The sequence below is a fragment of the Rhodopseudomonas sp. genome (assembly GCF_036404135.1).
Lineage (GTDB): Bacteria > Pseudomonadota > Alphaproteobacteria > Rhizobiales > Xanthobacteraceae > Rhodopseudomonas_A.
The window spans coordinates 1-18,460 of record NZ_DASWPE010000154.1 but is presented as its reverse complement, the minus strand read 5'-3'; the positions used below and the strand labels follow the sequence as shown (position 1 = coordinate 18,460).

The 18,460-nt window shown below is 66.3% G+C and carries 17 protein-coding genes; 11 read left to right on the top strand and 6 right to left on the bottom strand.

What is annotated here, in order from left to right:
- The 9 genes from VGC77_RS18410 to VGC77_RS18370 form a co-directional block, all read left to right on the top strand.
- A partial coding sequence (locus tag VGC77_RS18410) for a TRAP transporter large permease subunit (RefSeq protein ID WP_331173014.1) occupies positions 1-769 on the top strand: 769 nt, incomplete at its 5' end.
- Entirely contained in the window at positions 766-1,140 is a 375-nt protein-coding gene (locus VGC77_RS18405; RefSeq protein ID WP_331173013.1) for a DUF1850 domain-containing protein, read from the top strand. The genes VGC77_RS18410 and VGC77_RS18405, both read left to right, overlap by 4 nt.
- 80 nt (positions 1,141-1,220) lie before the next feature.
- The gene (locus tag VGC77_RS18400; RefSeq protein ID WP_331173012.1) at positions 1,221-1,985 is read left to right on the top strand and encodes a hypothetical protein; all 765 of its coding nucleotides are present in this window, start codon (positions 1,221-1,223) and stop codon (positions 1,983-1,985) included.
- 130 nt (positions 1,986-2,115) lie between these two features.
- Complete coding sequence (locus VGC77_RS18395; RefSeq protein WP_331173011.1) at positions 2,116-4,026, top strand: propionyl-CoA synthetase; 1,911 nt, start codon at positions 2,116-2,118, stop codon at positions 4,024-4,026.
- A gap of 88 nt (positions 4,027-4,114) precedes the next feature.
- Positions 4,115-4,378 carry a hypothetical protein gene (locus tag VGC77_RS18390; RefSeq protein ID WP_331173010.1) on the top strand — a complete coding sequence of 88 codons (264 nt, stop codon included), beginning with the start codon at positions 4,115-4,117 and terminating at the stop codon, positions 4,376-4,378.
- Positions 4,379-4,636: 258 nt separating this feature from the next.
- Entirely contained in the window at positions 4,637-5,329 is a 693-nt protein-coding gene (locus VGC77_RS18385) for an OmpW family protein (RefSeq protein ID WP_331173009.1), read from the top strand.
- Positions 5,330-5,786: 457 nt separating this feature from the next.
- Positions 5,787-6,005 (top strand): alkylphosphonate utilization protein, encoded by a 219-nt coding sequence (locus tag VGC77_RS18380; RefSeq protein ID WP_331173008.1) that lies wholly within the window; start codon positions 5,787-5,789, stop codon positions 6,003-6,005.
- Between the two features lie 95 nt (positions 6,006-6,100).
- The gene (locus VGC77_RS18375) at positions 6,101-6,517 is read left to right on the top strand and encodes a RusA family crossover junction endodeoxyribonuclease (protein ID WP_331173007.1); all 417 of its coding nucleotides are present in this window, start codon (positions 6,101-6,103) and stop codon (positions 6,515-6,517) included.
- The gene (locus tag VGC77_RS18370) at positions 6,517-7,176 is read left to right on the top strand and encodes a hypothetical protein (RefSeq protein ID WP_331173006.1); all 660 of its coding nucleotides are present in this window, start codon (positions 6,517-6,519) and stop codon (positions 7,174-7,176) included. The genes VGC77_RS18375 and VGC77_RS18370 overlap by 1 nt, the downstream gene beginning before the upstream one ends.
- Before the next feature lie 27 nt (positions 7,177-7,203).
- Here the strand turns inward: VGC77_RS18370 and VGC77_RS18365 are convergent, their stop codons facing one another.
- Both VGC77_RS18365 and VGC77_RS18360 read right to left on the bottom strand, forming a co-directional pair.
- Positions 7,204-7,542 (bottom strand): hypothetical protein, encoded by a 339-nt coding sequence (locus tag VGC77_RS18365; protein WP_331173016.1) that lies wholly within the window; start codon positions 7,540-7,542, stop codon positions 7,204-7,206.
- A gap of 66 nt (positions 7,543-7,608) precedes the next feature.
- A complete protein-coding gene (locus tag VGC77_RS18360; protein WP_331173005.1) occupies positions 7,609-7,800 on the bottom strand; it encodes a type II toxin-antitoxin system HicB family antitoxin in 192 nt (63 codons plus the stop codon).
- A gap of 387 nt (positions 7,801-8,187) precedes the next feature.
- Between VGC77_RS18360 and VGC77_RS18355 the strand changes: the two genes are divergently transcribed.
- Both VGC77_RS18355 and VGC77_RS18350 read left to right on the top strand, forming a co-directional pair.
- Complete coding sequence (locus tag VGC77_RS18355; RefSeq protein WP_331173004.1) at positions 8,188-10,350, top strand: anthranilate synthase component I; 2,163 nt, start codon at positions 8,188-8,190, stop codon at positions 10,348-10,350.
- A gap of 53 nt (positions 10,351-10,403) precedes the next feature.
- A complete protein-coding gene (locus tag VGC77_RS18350; protein ID WP_331173015.1) occupies positions 10,404-10,943 on the top strand; it encodes an adenine phosphoribosyltransferase in 540 nt (179 codons plus the stop codon).
- A gap of 272 nt (positions 10,944-11,215) precedes the next feature.
- On the opposite strand, the gene VGC77_RS18345 is transcribed toward VGC77_RS18350, so the two are convergent.
- The 4 genes from VGC77_RS18345 to smc all read right to left on the bottom strand — a co-directional run bounded on the left by VGC77_RS18345 (position 11,216) and on the right by smc (position 17,687).
- Entirely contained in the window at positions 11,216-11,884 is a 669-nt protein-coding gene (locus VGC77_RS18345) for a hypothetical protein (RefSeq protein ID WP_331173003.1), read from the bottom strand.
- Positions 11,885-11,940: 56 nt separating this feature from the next.
- A complete protein-coding gene (locus VGC77_RS18340; protein ID WP_331173002.1) occupies positions 11,941-12,714 on the bottom strand; it encodes a hypothetical protein in 774 nt (257 codons plus the stop codon).
- Positions 12,715-12,998: 284 nt separating this feature from the next.
- Positions 12,999-13,964 (bottom strand): small ribosomal subunit Rsm22 family protein, encoded by a 966-nt coding sequence (locus VGC77_RS18335; protein ID WP_331173001.1) that lies wholly within the window; start codon positions 13,962-13,964, stop codon positions 12,999-13,001.
- 258 nt (positions 13,965-14,222) lie between these two features.
- Entirely contained in the window at positions 14,223-17,687 is a 3,465-nt protein-coding gene (gene smc / locus VGC77_RS18330) for a chromosome segregation protein SMC (RefSeq protein ID WP_331173000.1), read from the bottom strand.
- Positions 17,688-18,460: the final 773 nt, after the last annotated feature.

Sequence of the window (18,460 nt, the reverse complement as noted above, 5' to 3'; positions counted from 1 at the left end):
CGGTCGGGCGACGCTGCACGCCTGCCGCGACTCGCTCGCCGTCAGCGCCAAATCGGCGCTCACCGTCGGCATGGCCTGCGCCATCGTCGGCACCATCATCGGCATGATGACGCAGACCGGAGTCGGTACCATTTTCGGCGGCTGGGTGATCGGGCTCGGCGAGCACAGCCTGTTCCTGGCGCTGGTGATGACCATGCTGCTGTCGATCCTGCTCGGTACCGGCATCCCGACGATCCCGACCTACATCATCACCGCCGCACTCGCCGCCCCGGCGCTGGCCAAGCTCGGCGTGCCCTTGATCGTCAGCCATATGTTTGCGTTCTACTACGGCATCATGGCGGATCTGTCGCCGCCGGTGGCGCTGGCGGCGCTGGCGGCGGCGCCGATCGCCCGCGAGAACCCCGACAAGATCGGCTGGGAGGCGATGCGGATCGCGCTCGCCGGCTACGTCATTCCGTTCATCGCGGTGTATTCGCCGGCCTTGATGCTGCAGGACGGCGATCCGATGGCGGCGCGGATCGGGTTCTACGGCGCTGTGGTGTACGCCAGCGTCAAGGCGCTGGCGGCGATCGGGCTGTTCGGCATGACGGCGATCGGCTTCCTGTTCACCCGGATGAGCGTGCTGGAGAGGCTGCTGGCGTTGTTGGCGGCGATCTGTCTGCTCGGCGAATTTTCCTACAGCGATTGGGTCGGCTTTCCGCTGGCACTGCTCATCGTGGCCTGGCAATGGCGGCAGCGGCCGCCGCGGCCGAAGGTGGCGCACGCGTGAGCCTGTGCCTGGCCTCGGCGGGGGTGGTGAAGACGCTTGCCGTCACAGCCTTCACGCTGGCCTGGACCCATTCGATCGAAAAGACCGCGTGGCAGGAGGATTGGCGCGTCACCCCGCCGGGGCTCCAATTGATCGAGGCGCGGATCAAGGGCTTTGGCGCCGGCATGGAGCCGCCGCCCGAGGCGCGCTTGATCGACGGCTGGTTTCAATGGGACCCGCATCGCCCGCCGCAGCCGGATCTGGTGCTCGGCAATTCGGGCGCCGCCGGCGAATGGCGGCTGTGCGACGGCGGGGATTGCCGGACGCTGTCGGAGATTCTCGGGCATGACATCGGCGCGCATACGACGACGCTGAGCGCCTGTGAGCCGTAGCCGGCCTTGCAGTCTCTCTCAATCTGCGCTCAACGAACCTGACGCTAGAGTTCGTCATTACCTCCTGATAGGACGATTTGATGCGCCGTTACCTGATCATCGCGGGGCTGAGCTTTGCCGCGCTGCTCGGCCTCGCTGCGACGCCAGGCCGCGCCGCGGTCGGCGAGCCGCCGAGCGATCCCGCGATCGATGCCGGCCCTTGCCTGACTGCCGCAGCGGGCGGCGACGCCGACGCCATCATCGCCGCCTGCTTGCCGCTGATCGATCACGACAAGACCGTCAGGCCCGACCGCGTCAAGGCGCTGCTGGCGCGCGCCGCGGCGTTCGACCGCAAGCAGCAGCCCGACCGCGCGCTCGCCGACTACGACGCCGCGCTCGCGCTCGATGCCAGCCAGGCGGAGCCGTTCAACGCCCGCGGCGAGCTGCGGCGCCGGCAGGGCAACCGCCCCGGCGCGCTTGCGGATTTCGCCGCCGCGATCAAGCGCGATCCGCAACACATCGCAGCCCGCGCGAACTACAAATCGCTGGCGCAGGAATTGGAGCGGCTCGGCGCCGAGCTGGCGGTGAAGGGCAAGCCGAGCTTCGACTGCAAGACCGCGAAGCGGGCGGTGCAGAAGGCGATCTGCGCCGATCCCGATTTGGCCGATCTCGACCGGGCGATCGGCGCCGCGTATCAGGCGCAGCTCCGCCAGGCCGGCACCGCAGCGGTATCCCGCCGCGCTTTGCAGCAGGCGCAGGACGGCTTCGTCACCGCGCGCGAGGCGGCGTTCGGCCGCTCCAGGGATGAGCTACGCGGCGTGATGCAGGCCCGGCTGCAGCAATTGCGCGGCGGCAAGGCCGATTAGGCCGCAACGCCGGCCAAAAATCCCCGTTTTGCCGGCGGATGTGGTTGATTAGGAACAAAGGCGGGGTTGCTAACGCCGGGTAAAAGCTGGAGATGGCGGCAAACCGCCAAAGCCAAGGGGAGAACGCGCCATGAACGTCCATGAAAAGAGCCGCTACCGCGAGGTCCACGCCCGATCGCTCGCCGACCCGGAAGGTTTCTGGGGCGAGGCGGCGCGCGAGATCGACTGGATCAAGCCCGCCGACAAGGTGTTCGATCCGACGCTCGGCCTGTACGGCCGCTGGTTCGCCGGCGCGCTGGTCAACACCTGCTACAATGCGCTGGATCGCCACGTCGAACGCGGCCGCGCCGATCAGCTGGCGCTGATCCACGATTCGCCGCTCACCGGCACCGTCACCAAGCTGACCTACGCGCAACTGCTCGAGGAAGTCACCACGCTCGCCGCGGTGATGCAGGATTTCGGCGTCGGCAAGGGCGACCGCGTCATCCTCTATATGCCGATGGTGCCGGAGGCGATGGTGGCGATGCTGGCCTGCGCCCGGATCGGCGCGGTGCATTCCGTGGTGTTCGGCGGCTTTGCGGCGAAGGAACTGGCGACGCGGATCGACGATGCCAAGCCGAAGCTGATCCTGTCGGCGAGCTGCGGCATCGAGCCCGGCCGCATCGTCAAATACAAGCCGCTGCTCGACGACGCCATCGCGCTGTCGGCGGCGCCGCCGCAAGCCTGCATCATCCTGGAGCGGCCGCAGCAGAGCTGCGACCTCACGCCCGGGCGCGATCACGACTGGGCCAGCTTGCGCGCAGCCGCACTCGCCGCCGGCAAGAAGGCCGATTGCGTCGCGGTCGAAGCCACCGACCCTCTGTATATCCTCTACACCTCCGGCACCACCGGCAAGCCGAAGGGCGTGGTGCGCGACAATGGCGGCCATCTCGTCGCGCTGAAATGGACCATGGAAAACCTCTATGGCGTGAAGCCCGGCGAGGCCTGGTGGTGCGCTTCCGACATCGGCTGGGTGGTCGGCCACAGCTACATCATCTACGGCCCGCTGATTCATGGCGCGACCTCGATCATGTATGAGGGCAAGCCGGTCGGTACCCCGGACGCCGGCGCGTTCTGGCGGGTGATCGCCGAGCACGGCGCGGTCGCGCTGTTCACCGCGCCGACCGCGTTCCGCGCCATCCGCAAGGAAGACCCGGACGGCACGTTCTTCGGCAAGTACGACCTGTCGAAGATGCGCACTTTGTTCCTGGCCGGCGAGCGCGCCGACCCGCCGACGGTGGAATGGGCCGAGCAGCAGCTCAAGGTGCCGGTGATCGATCACTGGTGGCAGACCGAAACCGGCTGGTGCATCGCCGGCAATCCGGTTGGGCTCGGGCTGTTGCCGGTCAAGCACGGCTCGCCGACCGTGCCGATGCCGGGCTACGACGTCCAGGTGGTCGACGAAGCCGCCAAGCCGGTCCCGCTCGGCACCATGGGCTCGATCGTGATCAAGCTGCCGCTGCCGCCCGGCAATCTGCCGACGCTGTGGCAACAGGACGAGCGCTGCCGCGAAAGCTACTTCGTCGACTATCCCGGCTACTACAAGACCTCCGACGCCGGCTACATGGACGAGGACGGCTACGTCTTCGTGATGGGGCGCACCGACGACATCATCAACGTCGCCGGTCACCGGCTGTCCACCGGCGGCATGGAGGAAATCCTGGCCTCGCATCCCGACGTCGCCGAATGCGCCGTGCTCGGCATCAACGACACCATCAAGGGAGAGGTGCCTTGCGGCTTTTTGGTGCTGAAGGCCGGCGTCACCCGCGATCCCGAGGTGATCGAAAAGGAAGTGGTCAAGCTGGTGCGCGACAAGCTTGGTCCGGTCGCGGCGTTCAAGCTCGCTATCACGGTGGGCCGCTTGCCGAAAACCCGCTCCGGCAAGATTTTGCGCGGCACCATCAAAAAAATCGCCGATGGCGAAGAATGGGCGATGCCGGCGACCATCGAAGATCCCAAGGCGCTGGACGAGATCAGCGACGCGCTGAAGAGCCACGGCTGAGGCCGGCGGCCGTTGGCGACGCGGCAGACTTGCAATTGCCGCGATCGCGGGGCAACTGGGCGGGCGAAATGCCCGTCCAGGAGAGCGCATGACCATTCCCTTCCGCCCGATCGCACTGCTGTTGGCGGCGCTGGCGCTATCCGCCTGCGCCACCCGCAACGACGTGCCGGCCGCCGCCAATATGGGCGACGACGACGCGTTCTGCCGCGCCAACAATGTCGCAGTGGGCTCGGCCGAATACGTGGCCTGCCGCAAGGACCGCGACGTCCAGCGCAGCAACGCCATCACCCGCGCCAACCGCGCGCAACGCAATCTCGGCGAGTACATGATGGATCACCCCGACCGCCCGTAAGGCGCGGGGCGGCCGCCGGCGCGTCGCGCGCGCGGCGCAACGCGCTGCGTCTTAGCCTTTGGTCTATATGATCTGCACCTGATACCGGCGCGTATTCGCACTGCGAACAGGCCGCGCGCGTAGCTGTGACAATGCCGCCACGCGCACACCAAAACACCGCCGACTTGATTTAGATCAAACTCGCAAAAACTCTTCCTGCGCTGGTTCCCCCCGGCGGGCGCGCTCGCGCCCGTGGTTCAATCCTAACAGGGGCAGGTCATGAGGAAGCTTTTGGTTGCGATGTCGGCGCTGATGATGGCGACGGCACTGAATGGGGTGGCGGCGACCGCCGAGGCCGCCGACATGCCGGCGGGCAAGCCGTTCTACAAGGCGCCGGTCGTCGAAGCGTGGAATCCCTGGATGATCCGGCTGCGCGCGCTCGGCGTCGTCACCCGCGATTCCGGCACCGTCAACGGCATTCCCGGCTCCAACCTCGCCACCTCCGACGTCGTGGTCCCCGAGCTCGACATTTCGTATTTCTTCACCCGTAACATCGCCGCCGAATTGATCCTCGGCGTCACCAAGAACCACGTCACCGGCACCGGCTCGCTGACCGGCATCGACGTCGGCAAGTCCTGGCTGCTGCCGCCGACCCTGACGCTGCAGTATCACTTCACCGATTTCGGCGCCTTCAAGCCCTATATCGGCGCCGGCGTGAACTACACCTTCTTCTTCAGCCAGTCGGCCGCCGGGGGCACCGTGATCGACAGCCACCTCAAGGACACCGCGGCGCCGGTGGCACAGATCGGCTTCGACTACATGATCAACAATCACTGGGGCTTCAACGTCGACGTCAAGAAGCTGTGGCTGCGTCCGGATTGGAACGGCACGCTGGCCGGCGGCGTCCCGGTTACCGGCAAGGTCAACCTCGATCCGTGGCTGATCGGCACCGGCATCACCTACAAGTTCTGAGCTTTTTCACAGAACCGGCGCGGGGCGGAGCGATCCGCCCCGCTTTGTTTGTGATTGGCAGGTGGTGGGCATGGCGTCTGTGCGCTGCGGGCAGGGCGCTCGTATCCGGCTTCCCGTGAGCGTGCAAAGTGCACCGCGTCTGCGGGCGCGCTGTGCATTTCAACGGGTCGTCCCTGCGCACGCAGGGACCCATACGGCGCGGAGTCTCGGTTGAGCACTTTGGCGGAGACTATTTCTTCACCTCGGAAGCCAGGGGTGATGGGTCCCTGCGTGCGCAGGGATGACCCGTGGAGGGGCTGAGGTCGATCGCTGCCATGCAATGCGCAGTCGACATCGTCATAGGTGAAATCCTCCTTGCCGGGGTGGGGTGACGGGGGCTCGCCGATTGCATCTGAAAGCAACTTCGGCTTTGGTGCCGCCATCTCATTCCCCGCGCGCGGCGCCACGAGGACAGCACATGGACATCAAGGTCAAGGATAGCAACGGCGGGCTGCTCGCCGAGGGCGACACCGTCACGTTGATCAAGGATCTGAAGCTGAAAGGCTCCTCCACCGTGCTGAAGCGCGGCACCGTGATCAAGAACATCCACCTCACCGACGATCCGGCGGAAATCGAAGGCCGCACCGACAAAGTCAAAGGCCTGGTGCTGCGCACCGAGTTTCTGAAGAAGGCGTGAGCAGCGGCGGCGACCTGACGGCCGCGGGATCTGGTTGAATCTGCCTTTTCACGAGCTAAGCTTGCGCTCGGTGGCGCGGCTGGGCGGTAAACGAAATGGACGTGGAAATTCAATTTCCGCTGGAATTTCTCGTGGTGGGAACGCCGGTTTCCTTACAGGCCAAGCGACGCGAGTCGATCAAGCGATGGCAGGCGCAGATCGTCGCAGCCAGTCGGGCGGCGCTGCCGGAGGGGCATTTCGCCCGCGGCAGTCCGATAGCCGCAACGTTGTTTTACTTTCCAGCCGCGGAAATGGCCGGCGATATCGACAATATCGTCAAGCCGGTTCTCGATGCGCTCGGGCGGAATGTCGATCTGGACGATCGACAGGTGCACCGGGTGCTCGTGCAAAAGTTCGAGCCCGGTAACGTATTTGCCTTCTCACCTAGCTCGACCCTACAGGACGCCTTAGATAAAAGGGAGCCTGTGCTATATATCCGGTTGTCGGATGATCCATTCGAGGATCTGGCCTGATGAGCAGTCTTGACGGCGATCTTGGCAGCAGCGAAGCGGAAGTGATCGAGAGCCTTCTGCCGAAGTACCAGGCGGAGGGTTTTGATGTTTATGTGAATCCGTCGCCCGCTATGCTTCCGCCCTTCATGCGGGCCTACAGGCCTAATGCTATTGCGCTCAAGAAGGGCAAGAAGATCGCCATTGAGATCGTCGGCCCGGCTGCGCCGTCCGATAAGAAGATTGAACGGCTGCAGTCGCTATTTGCCGGTCATGGCGATTGGGAGCTGCAGGTTTTCTATGCATCGCCGTTGGCCTCCGGCAGAAACTTAGGCGTCGCCTCTCGCCAATTGATCGACGGTTCCATTCGGCAGGTGGAGGCGTTGCTCTCGGCCGGTCATCATCAGCCAGCCTTGGTGATGGCCTGGGCGACCTTCGAGGCGGTGGGACGCGCCTTGCTCCCCGATCAGTTCCGGCGCCCGCAGACGCCGGCGCGGTTGGTCGAGGTGCTAGCGTCGGACGGCTATGTCACGCCTGACGAAGCCCAAGTCCTGCGGCGCGCGATCGCGCCGCGCAACGCCGTCGCGCATGGCGGTCTCGATGCCGTGGTGGATGACGAACTGCTCGAGCAGTTTGTCGCGATCTTGCGGATTTTGGCCGACCTGCTGCCGGACGCGGTGTAGCCTGCCGACCCGACCGCACCGACAAGGTCAAAGGCCTGGTGCTGCGCACCGAGTTTCTGAAGAAGGTGTGAGCGGCGGTGATGGCTGCAGCGGGCTTTCGTTGGCGCCTGCTGCTTGGCCGGCCTGCAGCCGCGCGATCTCGGATTCCAACCGTTCGTTGACCAGCAGCAGCGCTTGCAACGCCCCGATCAGATTGCCCTCGCAGGAGGCGACGATCTCCTCGATCTGCGCATCAACCCGGTTACTCATCACGCCACCTCGTCTTTTGCCGTCGCGGCCAACGGCCGTCTTGGCGAAGTATCGGCGGTGGATGAAGGCAGAAGTTTTCCGCCTTTCCGGCACGATTGAGATGTGCGACTTTTCCACAGGGGCGCGGGCTACACCAACTGCGTGCACCGCTCCGGCCGCAAAGCCAGGCCGTGCCTCGGTCGATCAGGTCTCGACGTAATCCGCGATGCTGGTCGCCGCGGACACCGGCAGGCCGTCCTCTCTCAAGCCGTCGATGTGAAACCGGATGGCGTCGCGGATTTCAGCTTCGACTGCCGCGACGCTGTCGCCGGTGGCGACGCAGCCCGGCAGGTCCGGCACATAGGCCGAATAATTGCCGTCCGCCTGTTCGATCACGATGGCGTAGCGCGTCGGTGCCTCTCCTTAAGGCGACAATAGCGGAATGGCGCGCCGATGCACGCCTTTCACCCTCCCCCTCCAGGGGAGGGTGAAGTGGCCGCTGCTAGTTGCTCGCAGCTCTCCCCCTTTCGTCGGGGCCGACCCACGCCGCGCGGGCCTTGACATCGCGCGCCGCGGGTGATGGTTTAGCCACCATGCGCACGGCAGCCCGCCTTTCCCGTCTCTGGTGGCCCACCTTCTGAAGGTGGCCGGTGCGATTTCCATTTTTCCAATCGTCAAGGCCGTCAACGCAGTGCGACGGCCTTTTGTTTGTTTGCCCTGCGTTCCCAGCCTTCCGCAAAGCCGCGATTTGCGACAGGGCCAGCGTTTAAGGAGCAAGGACAGATGAACCGAACCGTATTCGCGCTGCCGGCGCGCAGCGACTACAGCACCGCAAGCGGCCTGGCGGTGACGCGCAGCGTGCAGCAATTCACCGGCGGCGACGCGCTCGACAATCTGATCGACCTGCTCGACCACCGCCCCGGAGTGGTGCTGTCGTCCGGCACCACGGTGCCGGGGCGCTATGAGAGCTTCGACCTCGGCTTCGCCGATCCGCCGCTGCGGCTTGTCTCCACCGGCGACAGATTCTCGCTCACCGCGCTGAACGCCCGCGGCGAGGTGCTGCTGGCGTTTCTCGCTGCCACTTTGCAGGAGCCCTGCGCGGTGATCGACAAGGTCGCCGGCCGCCAGATCGACGGCCATATCCTGCGCGGCGAAGCGCCGGTCGATGAGGACCAGCGCACCCGGCGCGCCAGCATGATGTCGCTGGTCCGCGCGCTGGTGGCGGCGTTCGCCTCGCCGGCCGATCCGATGCTCGGGCTGTTCGGCGCCTTCGCCTACGATTTGGTATTCCAGTTCGAGGACCTGAAGCAGAAGCGTGCGCGGGAGGCCGACCAGCGTGACATCGTGCTCTACGTCCCGGACCGGCTGCTCGCCTATGACCGCGCCACCGGCCGCGGCGTGCATCTGGCCTATGAATTTGCCTGGAACGGGCGCTCCACCGAGGGGCTGTCGCACGACACCCCGGACAGCGTCTATGCCAAGACGCCGCGGCAGGGCTTTGCCGATCACGCGCCTGGCGAATATCAGGCCACGGTGGAGGTCGCCCGCGCTGCGTTTGCCCGCGGCGATCTGTTCGAGGCGGTGCCCGGCCAATTGTTCGCCGAGCCCTGCGAGCGGTCGCCGGCCGAAGTGTTCCAGCGGCTGTGCCGGATCAATCCGTCGCCCTACGGCGCCTTGATGAATCTCGGCGACGGCGAATTCCTGGTGGCGGCGTCGCCGGAAATGTTCGTCCGCTCCGACGGCCGCCGCATCGAGACCTGCCCGATCTCCGGCACCATCGCCCGCGGCGTCGACGCCATCGGCGACGCCGAGCAGATCCGGCAATTGCTGAATTCGGAGAAAGACGAATTCGAGCTCAACATGTGCACCGACGTCGACCGCAACGACAAGGCTCGGGTCTGCGTGCCGGGCACCATTAAAGTTCTCGCGCGCCGCCAGATCGAGACCTATTCGAAGCTGTTCCACACTGTCGATCACGTCGAGGGCATGCTGCGCCCCGGATTTGATGCGCTCGACGCCTTCCTGACCCACGCCTGGGCGGTGACGGTGACCGGGGCGCCGAAGCTGTGGGCGATGCAGTTCGTCGAGGACCACGAGCGCTCCTCGCGCCGCTGGTACGCCGGCGCGATCGGCTGCGTGAATTTCGACGGCAGCATCAACACCGGGCTCACCATCCGCACCATCCGGATGAAGGACGGTCTCGCCGAAGTCCGGGTCGGCGCGACGCTGTTGTTCGATAGCGATCCGGTCGCCGAAGAGAAGGAATGCCAGACCAAGGCCGCGGCCCTGTTCCAGGCGCTGCGCGGCGATCCGCCGAAGCGGCTGTCGGCGGTGGCGCCGGATGCCTCGGGCTCCGGCAAGAAAGTGCTGCTGATCGACCACGATGACAGCTTCGTGCACATGCTGGCGGACTACTTCCGCCAGGTCGGCGCCCAAGTCAGCGTGGTGCGCCACATCCACGCGCTGCCGATGCTGGCGAACAACAACTACGATCTGCTGGTGCTGTCGCCCGGCCCCGGCCGGCCGGAGGACTTCAAGATCAAGGCGACCATCGACGCCGCGCTGAAGAAGCAGATGCCGATCTTCGGGGTCTGCCTCGGCGTGCAGGCGATGGGCGAATATTTCGGCGGCCATCTCGGGCAATTGGCGCAGCCGGCGCACGGCCGGCCATCGCGGGTCCAGGTCAGCGGCGGCCGGCTGATGCGCGGCCTGCCGGACGAGATCGTGATCGGCCGCTATCATTCGCTCTATGTCGAGCAGGACAGCATGCCCGAGGTGCTGCAGGTCACGGCGGCGACCGATGACGGCATCGCCATGGTGATCGAACACAAGACCCTGCCGGTCGGCGGCGTGCAGTTTCACCCCGAATCGCTGATGTCGCTCGGCGGCGAGGTCGGCCTGCGGATCGTCGAAAACGCCTTCCGGCTTGGCCTTCCGGCCAATTGACCTTGCGCGAAAAGGACCTTGGAATGACCGCCGCAGCAGTGAAAGCCCCACCGATGACCATCGCATACGACCTGAAGGCCAGCGTCCGCACGATTCCGGACTATCCGAAGCCCGGCATCCTGTTTCGCGACATCACCACGCTGCTCGGCGACGCCCGCTCGTTCCGCTGCGCGATCGACGAATTGGTGCAGCCCTGGGCCGGCTCCAAGATCGACAAGGTCGCCGGCATCGAAGCGCGCGGCTTCATCATCGGCGGCGCCATCGCGCATCAGGTGTCGTCGGGATTCGTGCCGATCCGCAAGAAGGGCAAGCTGCCGCATACCACGGTGAGCATGTCCTACGCGCTGGAATACGGCTCCGACATCATCGAGATGCATGTCGACGCCATCAAGCCCGGCGAGCGGGTGATCCTGGTCGACGACCTGATCGCTACCGGCGGCACCGCGGAGGGCGCCATCAAGCTGCTGCGCCAGACCGGCGCCGAGATCGTCGCCGCCTGCTTCATCATCGACCTGCCGGATCTCGGCGGCGCCGCCAAGATCCGCGACATGGGCGTGCCGGTGCGGGCCTTGATGGAATTCGAGGGCCACTGAGCGGCTGTCTTTGGCGCCGTGCAACAGCTTCTGCGTCATCCTTCGAGGCGCGCCGATGAAGTTCGGCATGCGCGGTTGTGCTGTGCAAAGGCGCGCACCTCAGGATGACGGGCCCGCCGATGCCTCGCGCCTGCAGATTAACACCTCTGGCGTCATCCTGAGGTGCGCGATCGGCGCGCGGTTGCGCGCGGATCACGCCTCGAAGGATGGGCTCCGTGCCGCAGAGCGACGTCGCAAGTCAGGACGATGCTATCCCGGCAGAGGCAAAGCCTTCACCGCCGCTGCGGCGCGAGGTTGAGCTCGAGGTCGCGGAAGCTGAAATAATTCTTCCGGATCCACTGGTGCAGTTCGGTCGAGGAATCCTTCTCGGTGCGCAGATAGCCGGTGAAGGAAAAATTCAGCCGGTCGATATAGGTCTTCAGAAAACTCGGCAGCGCGTCGATCGGCAGCACCCGGCCGCGCGCGAACACTGCCGGAAATTCGCCGCGCAGCGCGTAGTCATTGGCGATGGTGATCAGCGCCCGCGGCGGAATCTGCGCCTGCAGCATGTCGAAGCTGCGCAACGAGGCGCGGTCGGTGTCGGCGACGAACAGGATATGCGGCGCTACCTGGCGCCGCGCCGCCTCCTTGAGATAGCCGATTTCCTCCGACATCTTGAAGAACTCGTCGAAGGCGTGGAAGCCGAGATCGACCACCTTGGCGATGCCGTCGTCGAGGATCAGCCGGTCCATCAGCGCCATCTTGCCGAAGGTGTCGTCGACATTGGCGGTTTCGGTCAGCCGCGGCAGATAGTCGAGCAGCGACGGTTCTTTCAGATTGACGTCGAACGCCACCACATTGCCGCGCTGCAGCGCCAGAAATTCGGTCAGCAGCCGCGCAATCAGCGTCTTGCCGACGAACGGCCGCGGCGAGCAGATGATGTAGACCGGGGTGCGGGCCATGGGGCGATATCAGGCGAAGCTGTCGCCTGATTCCACCAAATCACGGCGCTTTGCAACTATTTCTCACCACCGTCCGGCGAGGTGTTCGGGCGGGTGGCGGATTTGTCCTTGCCGACGATGTCGGTGAGCTTGATGCGGTCGAATTCGCTCCAGACATTGGCAAGCCAGTGCCTGACATAGCCGCGCAGCACGAAGGAGTAATTCGCCGGCTCGTCCTGGGTGCCCTTGTTGGCGACGAATTTCAGGAACGGCACCTTGGAGACCTCGACCTGCTCATAGGCCATCTCGTTCAATTTCGGGATGGTGAGTTCGGTGGCGTCCTTGATGCGGTGGAAATACGAATTGTAGGTCGCCTGGTCCCACTCGAAGAAGCTGGTGTTGTTGATGAAGTTCTTCACCAGGAAGTATTTGGCGCCCTGCATGAAGTTGGCGGTCTCGGCGATCTCGTCCAAGGAGGCGATCGAGGGTCCCAGTATATGGAACACGGCGAAGGTGATCTGGCCGGATTTCGCGGCGTCGAGAAAGCCGATGTCGCGCAGATTGGCCAGCGCCGAGGACATCAGTCCGGCGCGGACGTCGATCACTGTGACCGACGGCGCCGCGGAGTTCAGCGTATCGAAGATCTTCATCTGGTCCGCGGTCGTCGTCATGTCGACGATCTCGGTGATGTCGGGGTGGAAGCGCTTCAGGGTGCCGCGCGGCGATTCGGTGTCGAACGCCCGGGTCGGCACGTTGTTGGCGCTGAAATAGTCGAGCAGGGTGCGCGAGACCGTGGTCTTTCCGACGCCGCCCTTGTCGGCACCCACAACAATCACTGCTGGCTTCGCCATGAGAATCCTTCTTGGAGCCGCTCTGTTACCGCCTGCGCCCGAGCGAGACTCACGCGCGCGGATTGCCCCTGTCTGCTTTGGGCGCGAACATGGCAGAAACAAGGGATATTTCAATTGCCGAGGTGGCGGCGCACCGAATAGCTCACAAATTCCTCGGCGAATTGCGCCATTCGCTGCGGATTTTGGGCTGCGTGGCCCCTCCCCGCGGCGCGGCCGGGAGTCGGGCGGTGCGCCATGGCTCGGCCCGGCTTGCGCCGATTCGCCGCCGCAACCGCCCCTTCCGATCAGACCGTATTGCCCCAATCCAGTTTCTTGAACCGCGCGTAGTCCGGCTTATTGCGGCGCGGCGCCACCGCGATGTCGAGGCCGGCCGCGGTGCACAGCTTGGCGGTGACCGCGATCTTGGTGGTGAGCGGCTGTGCCAGCACCCGCGACGGCCGCGGCTGAAGCGCCGCCCGGGTCAGTGCGACGTAGCTGAATTTTTCGTCCTCATAGGCGAGCTCGGCGCCCTTGAGGTGCTGATGCGCGCGCGAGCGCGGCAGCCTTTGCGTGAAGTGGCACCAGTCCGGCGCTGTCAGAGGACAGCCGCCATCGTGCGGGCAGGGGGCGACCACCCGCGCGCCCTGCGCGATCAGCCGGCTGCGCAGCGCCAGGACGCGCGCATGGCCCGTCGGCGTGCCCGGCTCGACGATCAACAGCGTGTCGGTGGTCTTGCCCCAGGCCAGATCGGCAAAGGCATCGCGTTGCTGATCGCTCAATTCGTTGATCATGTAGCTGGCGATCACGAGATCCGCGGGCTCGGCCTTGGCCAACAGTGTCAACGCGTCGCCTTGCGTGTAGCTGGCGGCGGTGAGCCGCGCGCTGCCCTGCATGAGGTCAATCGCCAGCGCGCGCAGCGCGGCGTTGGCATCGAGCAGCGCGAACGAGCGCAGCGTTTCCAAGCGTTCCGCGGCGGCCCAGCTCGCGGTGCCGGGCCCGGCGCCGCAATCCAGCAAACCGCGGGGCGTGAAGTCGGGGCGTTGCGCGGCGAGCGCGTCGAGGCAGGCCATGACCGCCGCATAGGTCGCCGGCATCCGCGCCAGCGCATAGGCCAGAGCGTCGGCCTCGCTGCGGATTGCCGTTGAGCCGCCGCCGCCGCGATAGGTCTTTGACATCGCCGCGGCGCGCGCGGCGGCGTCGCCGAGCGACAGCCCATGCGATTTACGCGCCAGCGCGGCGGCGAGTTCGGCGGGCAGCGCGGCGGAGGTCATGGGCTCTTCACCCTCCGCTGGAGGGGGATTCTTCGCATCGTCACTTCCACGGGTCGTCCCTGCGAACGCAGGGCCCCATCCCCCCTGGCTTGCAAGGTGAAGAAATGGTCTCGCCACAATGCCAAAACCCACGTCCGCGCCGTATGGGTCCCTGCGTGCGCAGGGACGACCCGTTGAAATGTGGAGGCCATTTTACGGGCGCTGCTCGCTCGGCGCCATCTGCGTGAGTCCTCCCCCTCAAGGGGAGGGAAAGAAAGGCTACGCCACGTTCTGGTCGAGGATCTTCACCGCGGCCTCGAGCCCGACGGAGACCAGCTGCGAGACGCCGCGCTCGGCCATGGTGACGCCGAACAGCCGGTTCATCCGCGCCATGGTGATCGGATTATGGGTGATGACGATGAAGCGGGTCTCGGTGGTGCCGGCCATCTCGTTCAACAGGTCGCAGCAGCGCTCGACGTTGTGGTCGTCGAGCGGCGCGTCGACTTCGTCGAGCACGCAGATCGGCGACGGGTTGGTGAGGAACACTGCGAAGATCAGCGCCAGCGCGGTCAGGGCCTGCTCGCCGCCGGACAACAGCGACAGCGTCTGCGGCTTCTTGCCGGGCGGCTTGGCGATGATCTCGAGCCCGGCTTCCAAGGGATCGTCGCTTTCGGTCAGCTTCAGCTCGGCCTCGCCGCCGCCGAACAATTGCACGAACAGCCGCTTGAAATGGCCGTTGACGGTGTCGAACGAGGTCAACAGCCGCTCGCGGGCTTCCTTGTTGAGGCTCTGAATGCCGGTGCGCAGTTTCTTGATCGCCTCGACCAGATCGTCGCGCTCGGTGGCGAGCGCGTCGTGCTGGGTCTCGACCTCGCGCAATTCCTCGTCGGCGCGCAGATTGACCGCGCCGAGCCGTTCGCGGTCGCGGCGCAGCTTGTCGAGCTCGACCTCGATCTCGTGCAACGGCGGCAGCGTGGAATCCGGCGTGATCTCGGCGAGGCCGGCCACCGCCTGCGGCTCGACTTCGAGCATGTCGCGGATTTCGCGTTCGATGTCCTCGAGCCGGCGCCGCGCGCCTTGCATCCGTTCCTCTGCGCGCGCCACCGCCTCGCGGGCGCTCGACAGCGCCTCGAGCGAGGATTTCGCGGCGCGGTCGGTGTCGGCCATCGCGGTTTCGGCGGCGGCCAGCGCGTCGGCGGCGACGCGGCGGTCGGCCTCGGCGAATTCGATCTCGCTGATCAGCGCGCGGCGCTGTTCGGCGAACGCCGCCGGCGCGTTGTCGAGCTCGGCGCGCTCCTCGGTGAGTTCGGTGAGCCGGGATTCGATGGTGGCGATCTGCGAGGCGGCGCCTTCGCTGCGCCTTTGCCACTCGGCGCGCTCGGCGATGATCGCCTGCAAGCGGCGGTCAGCGAGTTCGGCCTCGCGCGCCAGGGCCTGCGCCTCGGCGCGGACTTGCGCGGCCAGGCGGCGGTGGCCTTCGATCTCGCCGCGCACCGCGGCGAGCTGCTGCTCGGTGTTGCTGCTCGGCGGCAGTTCGGCGAGGGTTTCCTCCGCCGTCACCATCGCGGCTTCGGCCTCGGCACGGTCGGCGGCGAGCCGCGACTGCGCTTCGGTCAAGGCCGAGCGCCGCGCGGCATGGCGGTTGATTTCGCGTTCGGTGGCGGCGTGGCGCTCGCGCGCGCTGTCGACTTCGCGCCGCGTGGCGCGCAACGCCTCGCGCGATTCGCTTTCCATGGAGGCTGCGGCCTTCAGCGCCGCCTCGGCGATCTCCAGCGCCTCGCGCTGGGCGGCGGCCTCGATCCGCGCCTGTTCGAGATCGGCTTCGATTTCGGTGAGCCTTGCGCGCTCGGCGAGCCGCCGCGCCGCGCCGGTCGGCGCATGCGCCGCGGCGACGAAGCCGTCCCAGCGCCAGACGTCGCCTTCGCGCGACACCAGCCGCTGCCCGGTCTTGAGTTGCGCCACCAACTCGGCGCCGCGCTCCTTGCTGACGACGCCGATCTGCTTCAGCCGCCGCGCCAGTTCCGGCGGCGCCGTCACCAATGCGGCTAGCGATTCGACGCCCTCGGGCAACTCCGGATCGCCGTCCTGCACGCCGACGTCGCTCCAGCGCATCGGCGCCGAGGCCTCGACCGGGGCGTCGAGATCGTCGCCGAGCACCGCGCCCAACGCCTTCTCGTAGCCCTTGGCGACGTGCACGCCGTCGATGATCGGCGGCCACAGATTCTTGGATTCGCCGTTGAGGATCTTGGAGATGGTGCGGGCTTCGGTCTCCAGCCGCTGCACCTTCTTCTCGGCTTCGGCGAGCGGCGCGCGGGACGCCTCCAGCGCCTGCCTTGCCGCGACATGGCCGGATTCCGAGGCCTGCGCCAGCGCTTCGGATTCCGCCAGCGCCTCCAGCGCCGCCTCGACCGCGCCCTGCAGCGCTTCGAGATCGCCGAGGCCGCCGGTGAGCTGCGTCAGCTTGGAAATTTCCGCCTCGACATTGGCAATTTCGTTGTCGAGCCGGGCGAGCCGTTCGCGATGCGTGCGCACGCCGGACTCGAACTGCCGGCGCCGCGCGGTGAGGTCGGCGAGCGCGGTGGTGAGTTCGGCGAACACCCGCTCGGCGGCGGCCAGCGTGGCCTCAGCCTCGGCGACGCGTTCGTCGACGCCGCTGCGCTGTTCGACGCGCGACTTGATCTCGTCCTTCAGTTCGACGTCTTCGGTGGCGAGCCGCTCCAGCGCCACCACCGCGTCGGAGGCCTGCTGCTGCTCGCGGGCGATATCGGACGAAAACTGCGACAGCCGGCGGTCGAGTTCGGCGGCGCGCTCCTTGGCGCGGACCTCTTCGCGGTCGAGCAGCTCGCGGGCATTGGTCAGCCGCTGCAGCCCGGCGGCGGCGCGCGCCTCGGCGTCGCGCAGCGCCGGCAGTTCGGAAGCGCGGATCGCCTGGATCCGCGCCGATTCCGCCTGCTCGCGGGTGCGCTCGGCGTGGTCGCGGACCGTGAGATCGTGGGTCTGCGCGGCGGCGCCGACCTCGGCATGGGCGTCGAGCCAGCGCAGGTGAAACAGTGTCGACTCGGCCTTGCGCACCTTGGCGGCGACGTCCTTGAAGCGGATCGCCTGCCGCGCCTGCTTCTTCAGGCCGTCGACCTGTGAGGACAATTGTCCGATCACGTCCTCGACGCGGGTGAGGTTGGTTTCCGCGGCCTTCAGCCGCAATTCGGCTTCGTGGCGGCGGGCGTGTAGCCCCGCGACGCCGGCGGCGTCTTCCAGCACGCGGCGGCGCTGCTCCGGCTTGGCCTGGATGATTTCGCCGATCTTGCCCTGGTGGACCAGGGCCGGCGAGCGCGCGCCGGTGGCGGCATCCGCAAACAGGATCTGCACGTCGCGGGCGCGGACGTCGCGGCCGTTGATACGATACACCGAGCCGGCCTCGCGCTCGATGCGGCGGGAGATTTCCAGAATCTCGGCGTCGTTCAGCGCCGCGGGCGCAGTGCGGTCGGCGTTGTCGATCGTCATCACCACTTCGGCGTGGTTACGCGACGGCCGGTTGCCGGAGCCTGCGAAGATCACCGCGTCCATGTCGGCCGCGCGGAGAGATTTGTGAGACGTCTCGCCCATCGCCCAGCGCAGCGCTTCGACCAGGTTCGACTTGCCGCAGCCGTTCGGCCCGACCACGCCGGTCAGCCCCGGCTCGATCAAAAAATCGGTGGGCTCGACGAACGACTTGAAACCGTGAAGGCGAAGGCGCGTGAGTTTCATGGACACGATGCTCTGTTGGCGAAAGCGGCTGCCGCGAATCTCTGTGACCGAACAATACCATAGTAGGCATCGTCGTGCCGCCACCGACTCGCAATCCGCGGCTCTCAAGCGGCCGACAATGGCGAGCCTAAGGGGGCAGGGCAACCGCGGAACCCGGCTTTTCCAGAGGTGATTTTGCGGCATATCGCGGAAAAAACAGGGGATTTCGTGGCGGGGACCGTTCCGCAGCGATCATCTGTAGCCCGGATGTAGCGAAGCAAATCCGGGAGAAAAGAGCGCCTCGCCTCTCGGCAAGATATCATGCCGACAATTCCTGCGTAGAGACCCTGTCCCGGATTTCGCTTCGCTTCATCCGGGCTACAGCGCCCACCCACCCCATTGACACCTCCACTAACAAGATTATATTCCTAATCACCCTGTCCGTGAGAGGCGCTTCTCGAGGGCGCTTTTGAAGCGGGACAGAGCGAGCGGCCGGGCAACCCGCCAAATCTCGCTGCCGAGCGGAAGCTTGTTTCCGATCGGTCGACGCGGCGTCCCGCGCTGGTGCCTCGCAAGCACTACCCGGGAGGCCCCAGGTCACGCAAACAAGTTTACGCAGTTTGCGAAAAGACAAACTGCTATGCCGGGCCCACTACGAGGCTCTGCCACTTGCTGGTTGGCTGGACGCGGGACAGGTGAACGGCGGGAGATCGCCGGGATCAGTGGTGCGGAGTGCATCGCGCCTGTCCCCGGAAGCACGGTCCCGGGGCCCATAATCGCCGCCGGTGGCGCGC

Bases quoted from the DNA above. Each gene is read 5' to 3' on its own strand.
- VGC77_RS18335 (WP_331173001.1), bottom strand. From the start codon at position 13,964: ATGACCTCCGCCGCGCTGCCCGCCGAACTCGCCGCCGCGCTGGCGCGT.
- VGC77_RS18370 (WP_331173006.1), top strand. From the start codon at position 6,517: ATGAGCAGTCTTGACGGCGATCTTGGCAGCAGCGAAGCGGAAGTGATC.
- VGC77_RS18355 (WP_331173004.1), top strand. From the start codon at position 8,188: ATGAACCGAACCGTATTCGCGCTGCCGGCGCGCAGCGACTACAGCACC.
- VGC77_RS18380 (WP_331173008.1), top strand. From the start codon at position 5,787: ATGGACATCAAGGTCAAGGATAGCAACGGCGGGCTGCTCGCCGAGGGC.
- smc (WP_331173000.1), bottom strand. From the start codon at position 17,687: ATGAAACTCACGCGCCTTCGCCTTCACGGTTTCAAGTCGTTCGTCGAG.
- VGC77_RS18345 (WP_331173003.1), bottom strand. From the start codon at position 11,884: ATGGCCCGCACCCCGGTCTACATCATCTGCTCGCCGCGGCCGTTCGTC.
- VGC77_RS18385 (WP_331173009.1), top strand. From the start codon at position 4,637: ATGAGGAAGCTTTTGGTTGCGATGTCGGCGCTGATGATGGCGACGGCA.
- VGC77_RS18375 (WP_331173007.1), top strand. From the start codon at position 6,101: ATGGACGTGGAAATTCAATTTCCGCTGGAATTTCTCGTGGTGGGAACG.
- VGC77_RS18400 (WP_331173012.1), top strand. From the start codon at position 1,221: ATGCGCCGTTACCTGATCATCGCGGGGCTGAGCTTTGCCGCGCTGCTC.
- VGC77_RS18340 (WP_331173002.1), bottom strand. From the start codon at position 12,714: ATGGCGAAGCCAGCAGTGATTGTTGTGGGTGCCGACAAGGGCGGCGTC.
- VGC77_RS18395 (WP_331173011.1), top strand. From the start codon at position 2,116: ATGAACGTCCATGAAAAGAGCCGCTACCGCGAGGTCCACGCCCGATCG.
- VGC77_RS18390 (WP_331173010.1), top strand. From the start codon at position 4,115: ATGACCATTCCCTTCCGCCCGATCGCACTGCTGTTGGCGGCGCTGGCG.
- VGC77_RS18350 (WP_331173015.1), top strand. From the start codon at position 10,404: ATGACCATCGCATACGACCTGAAGGCCAGCGTCCGCACGATTCCGGAC.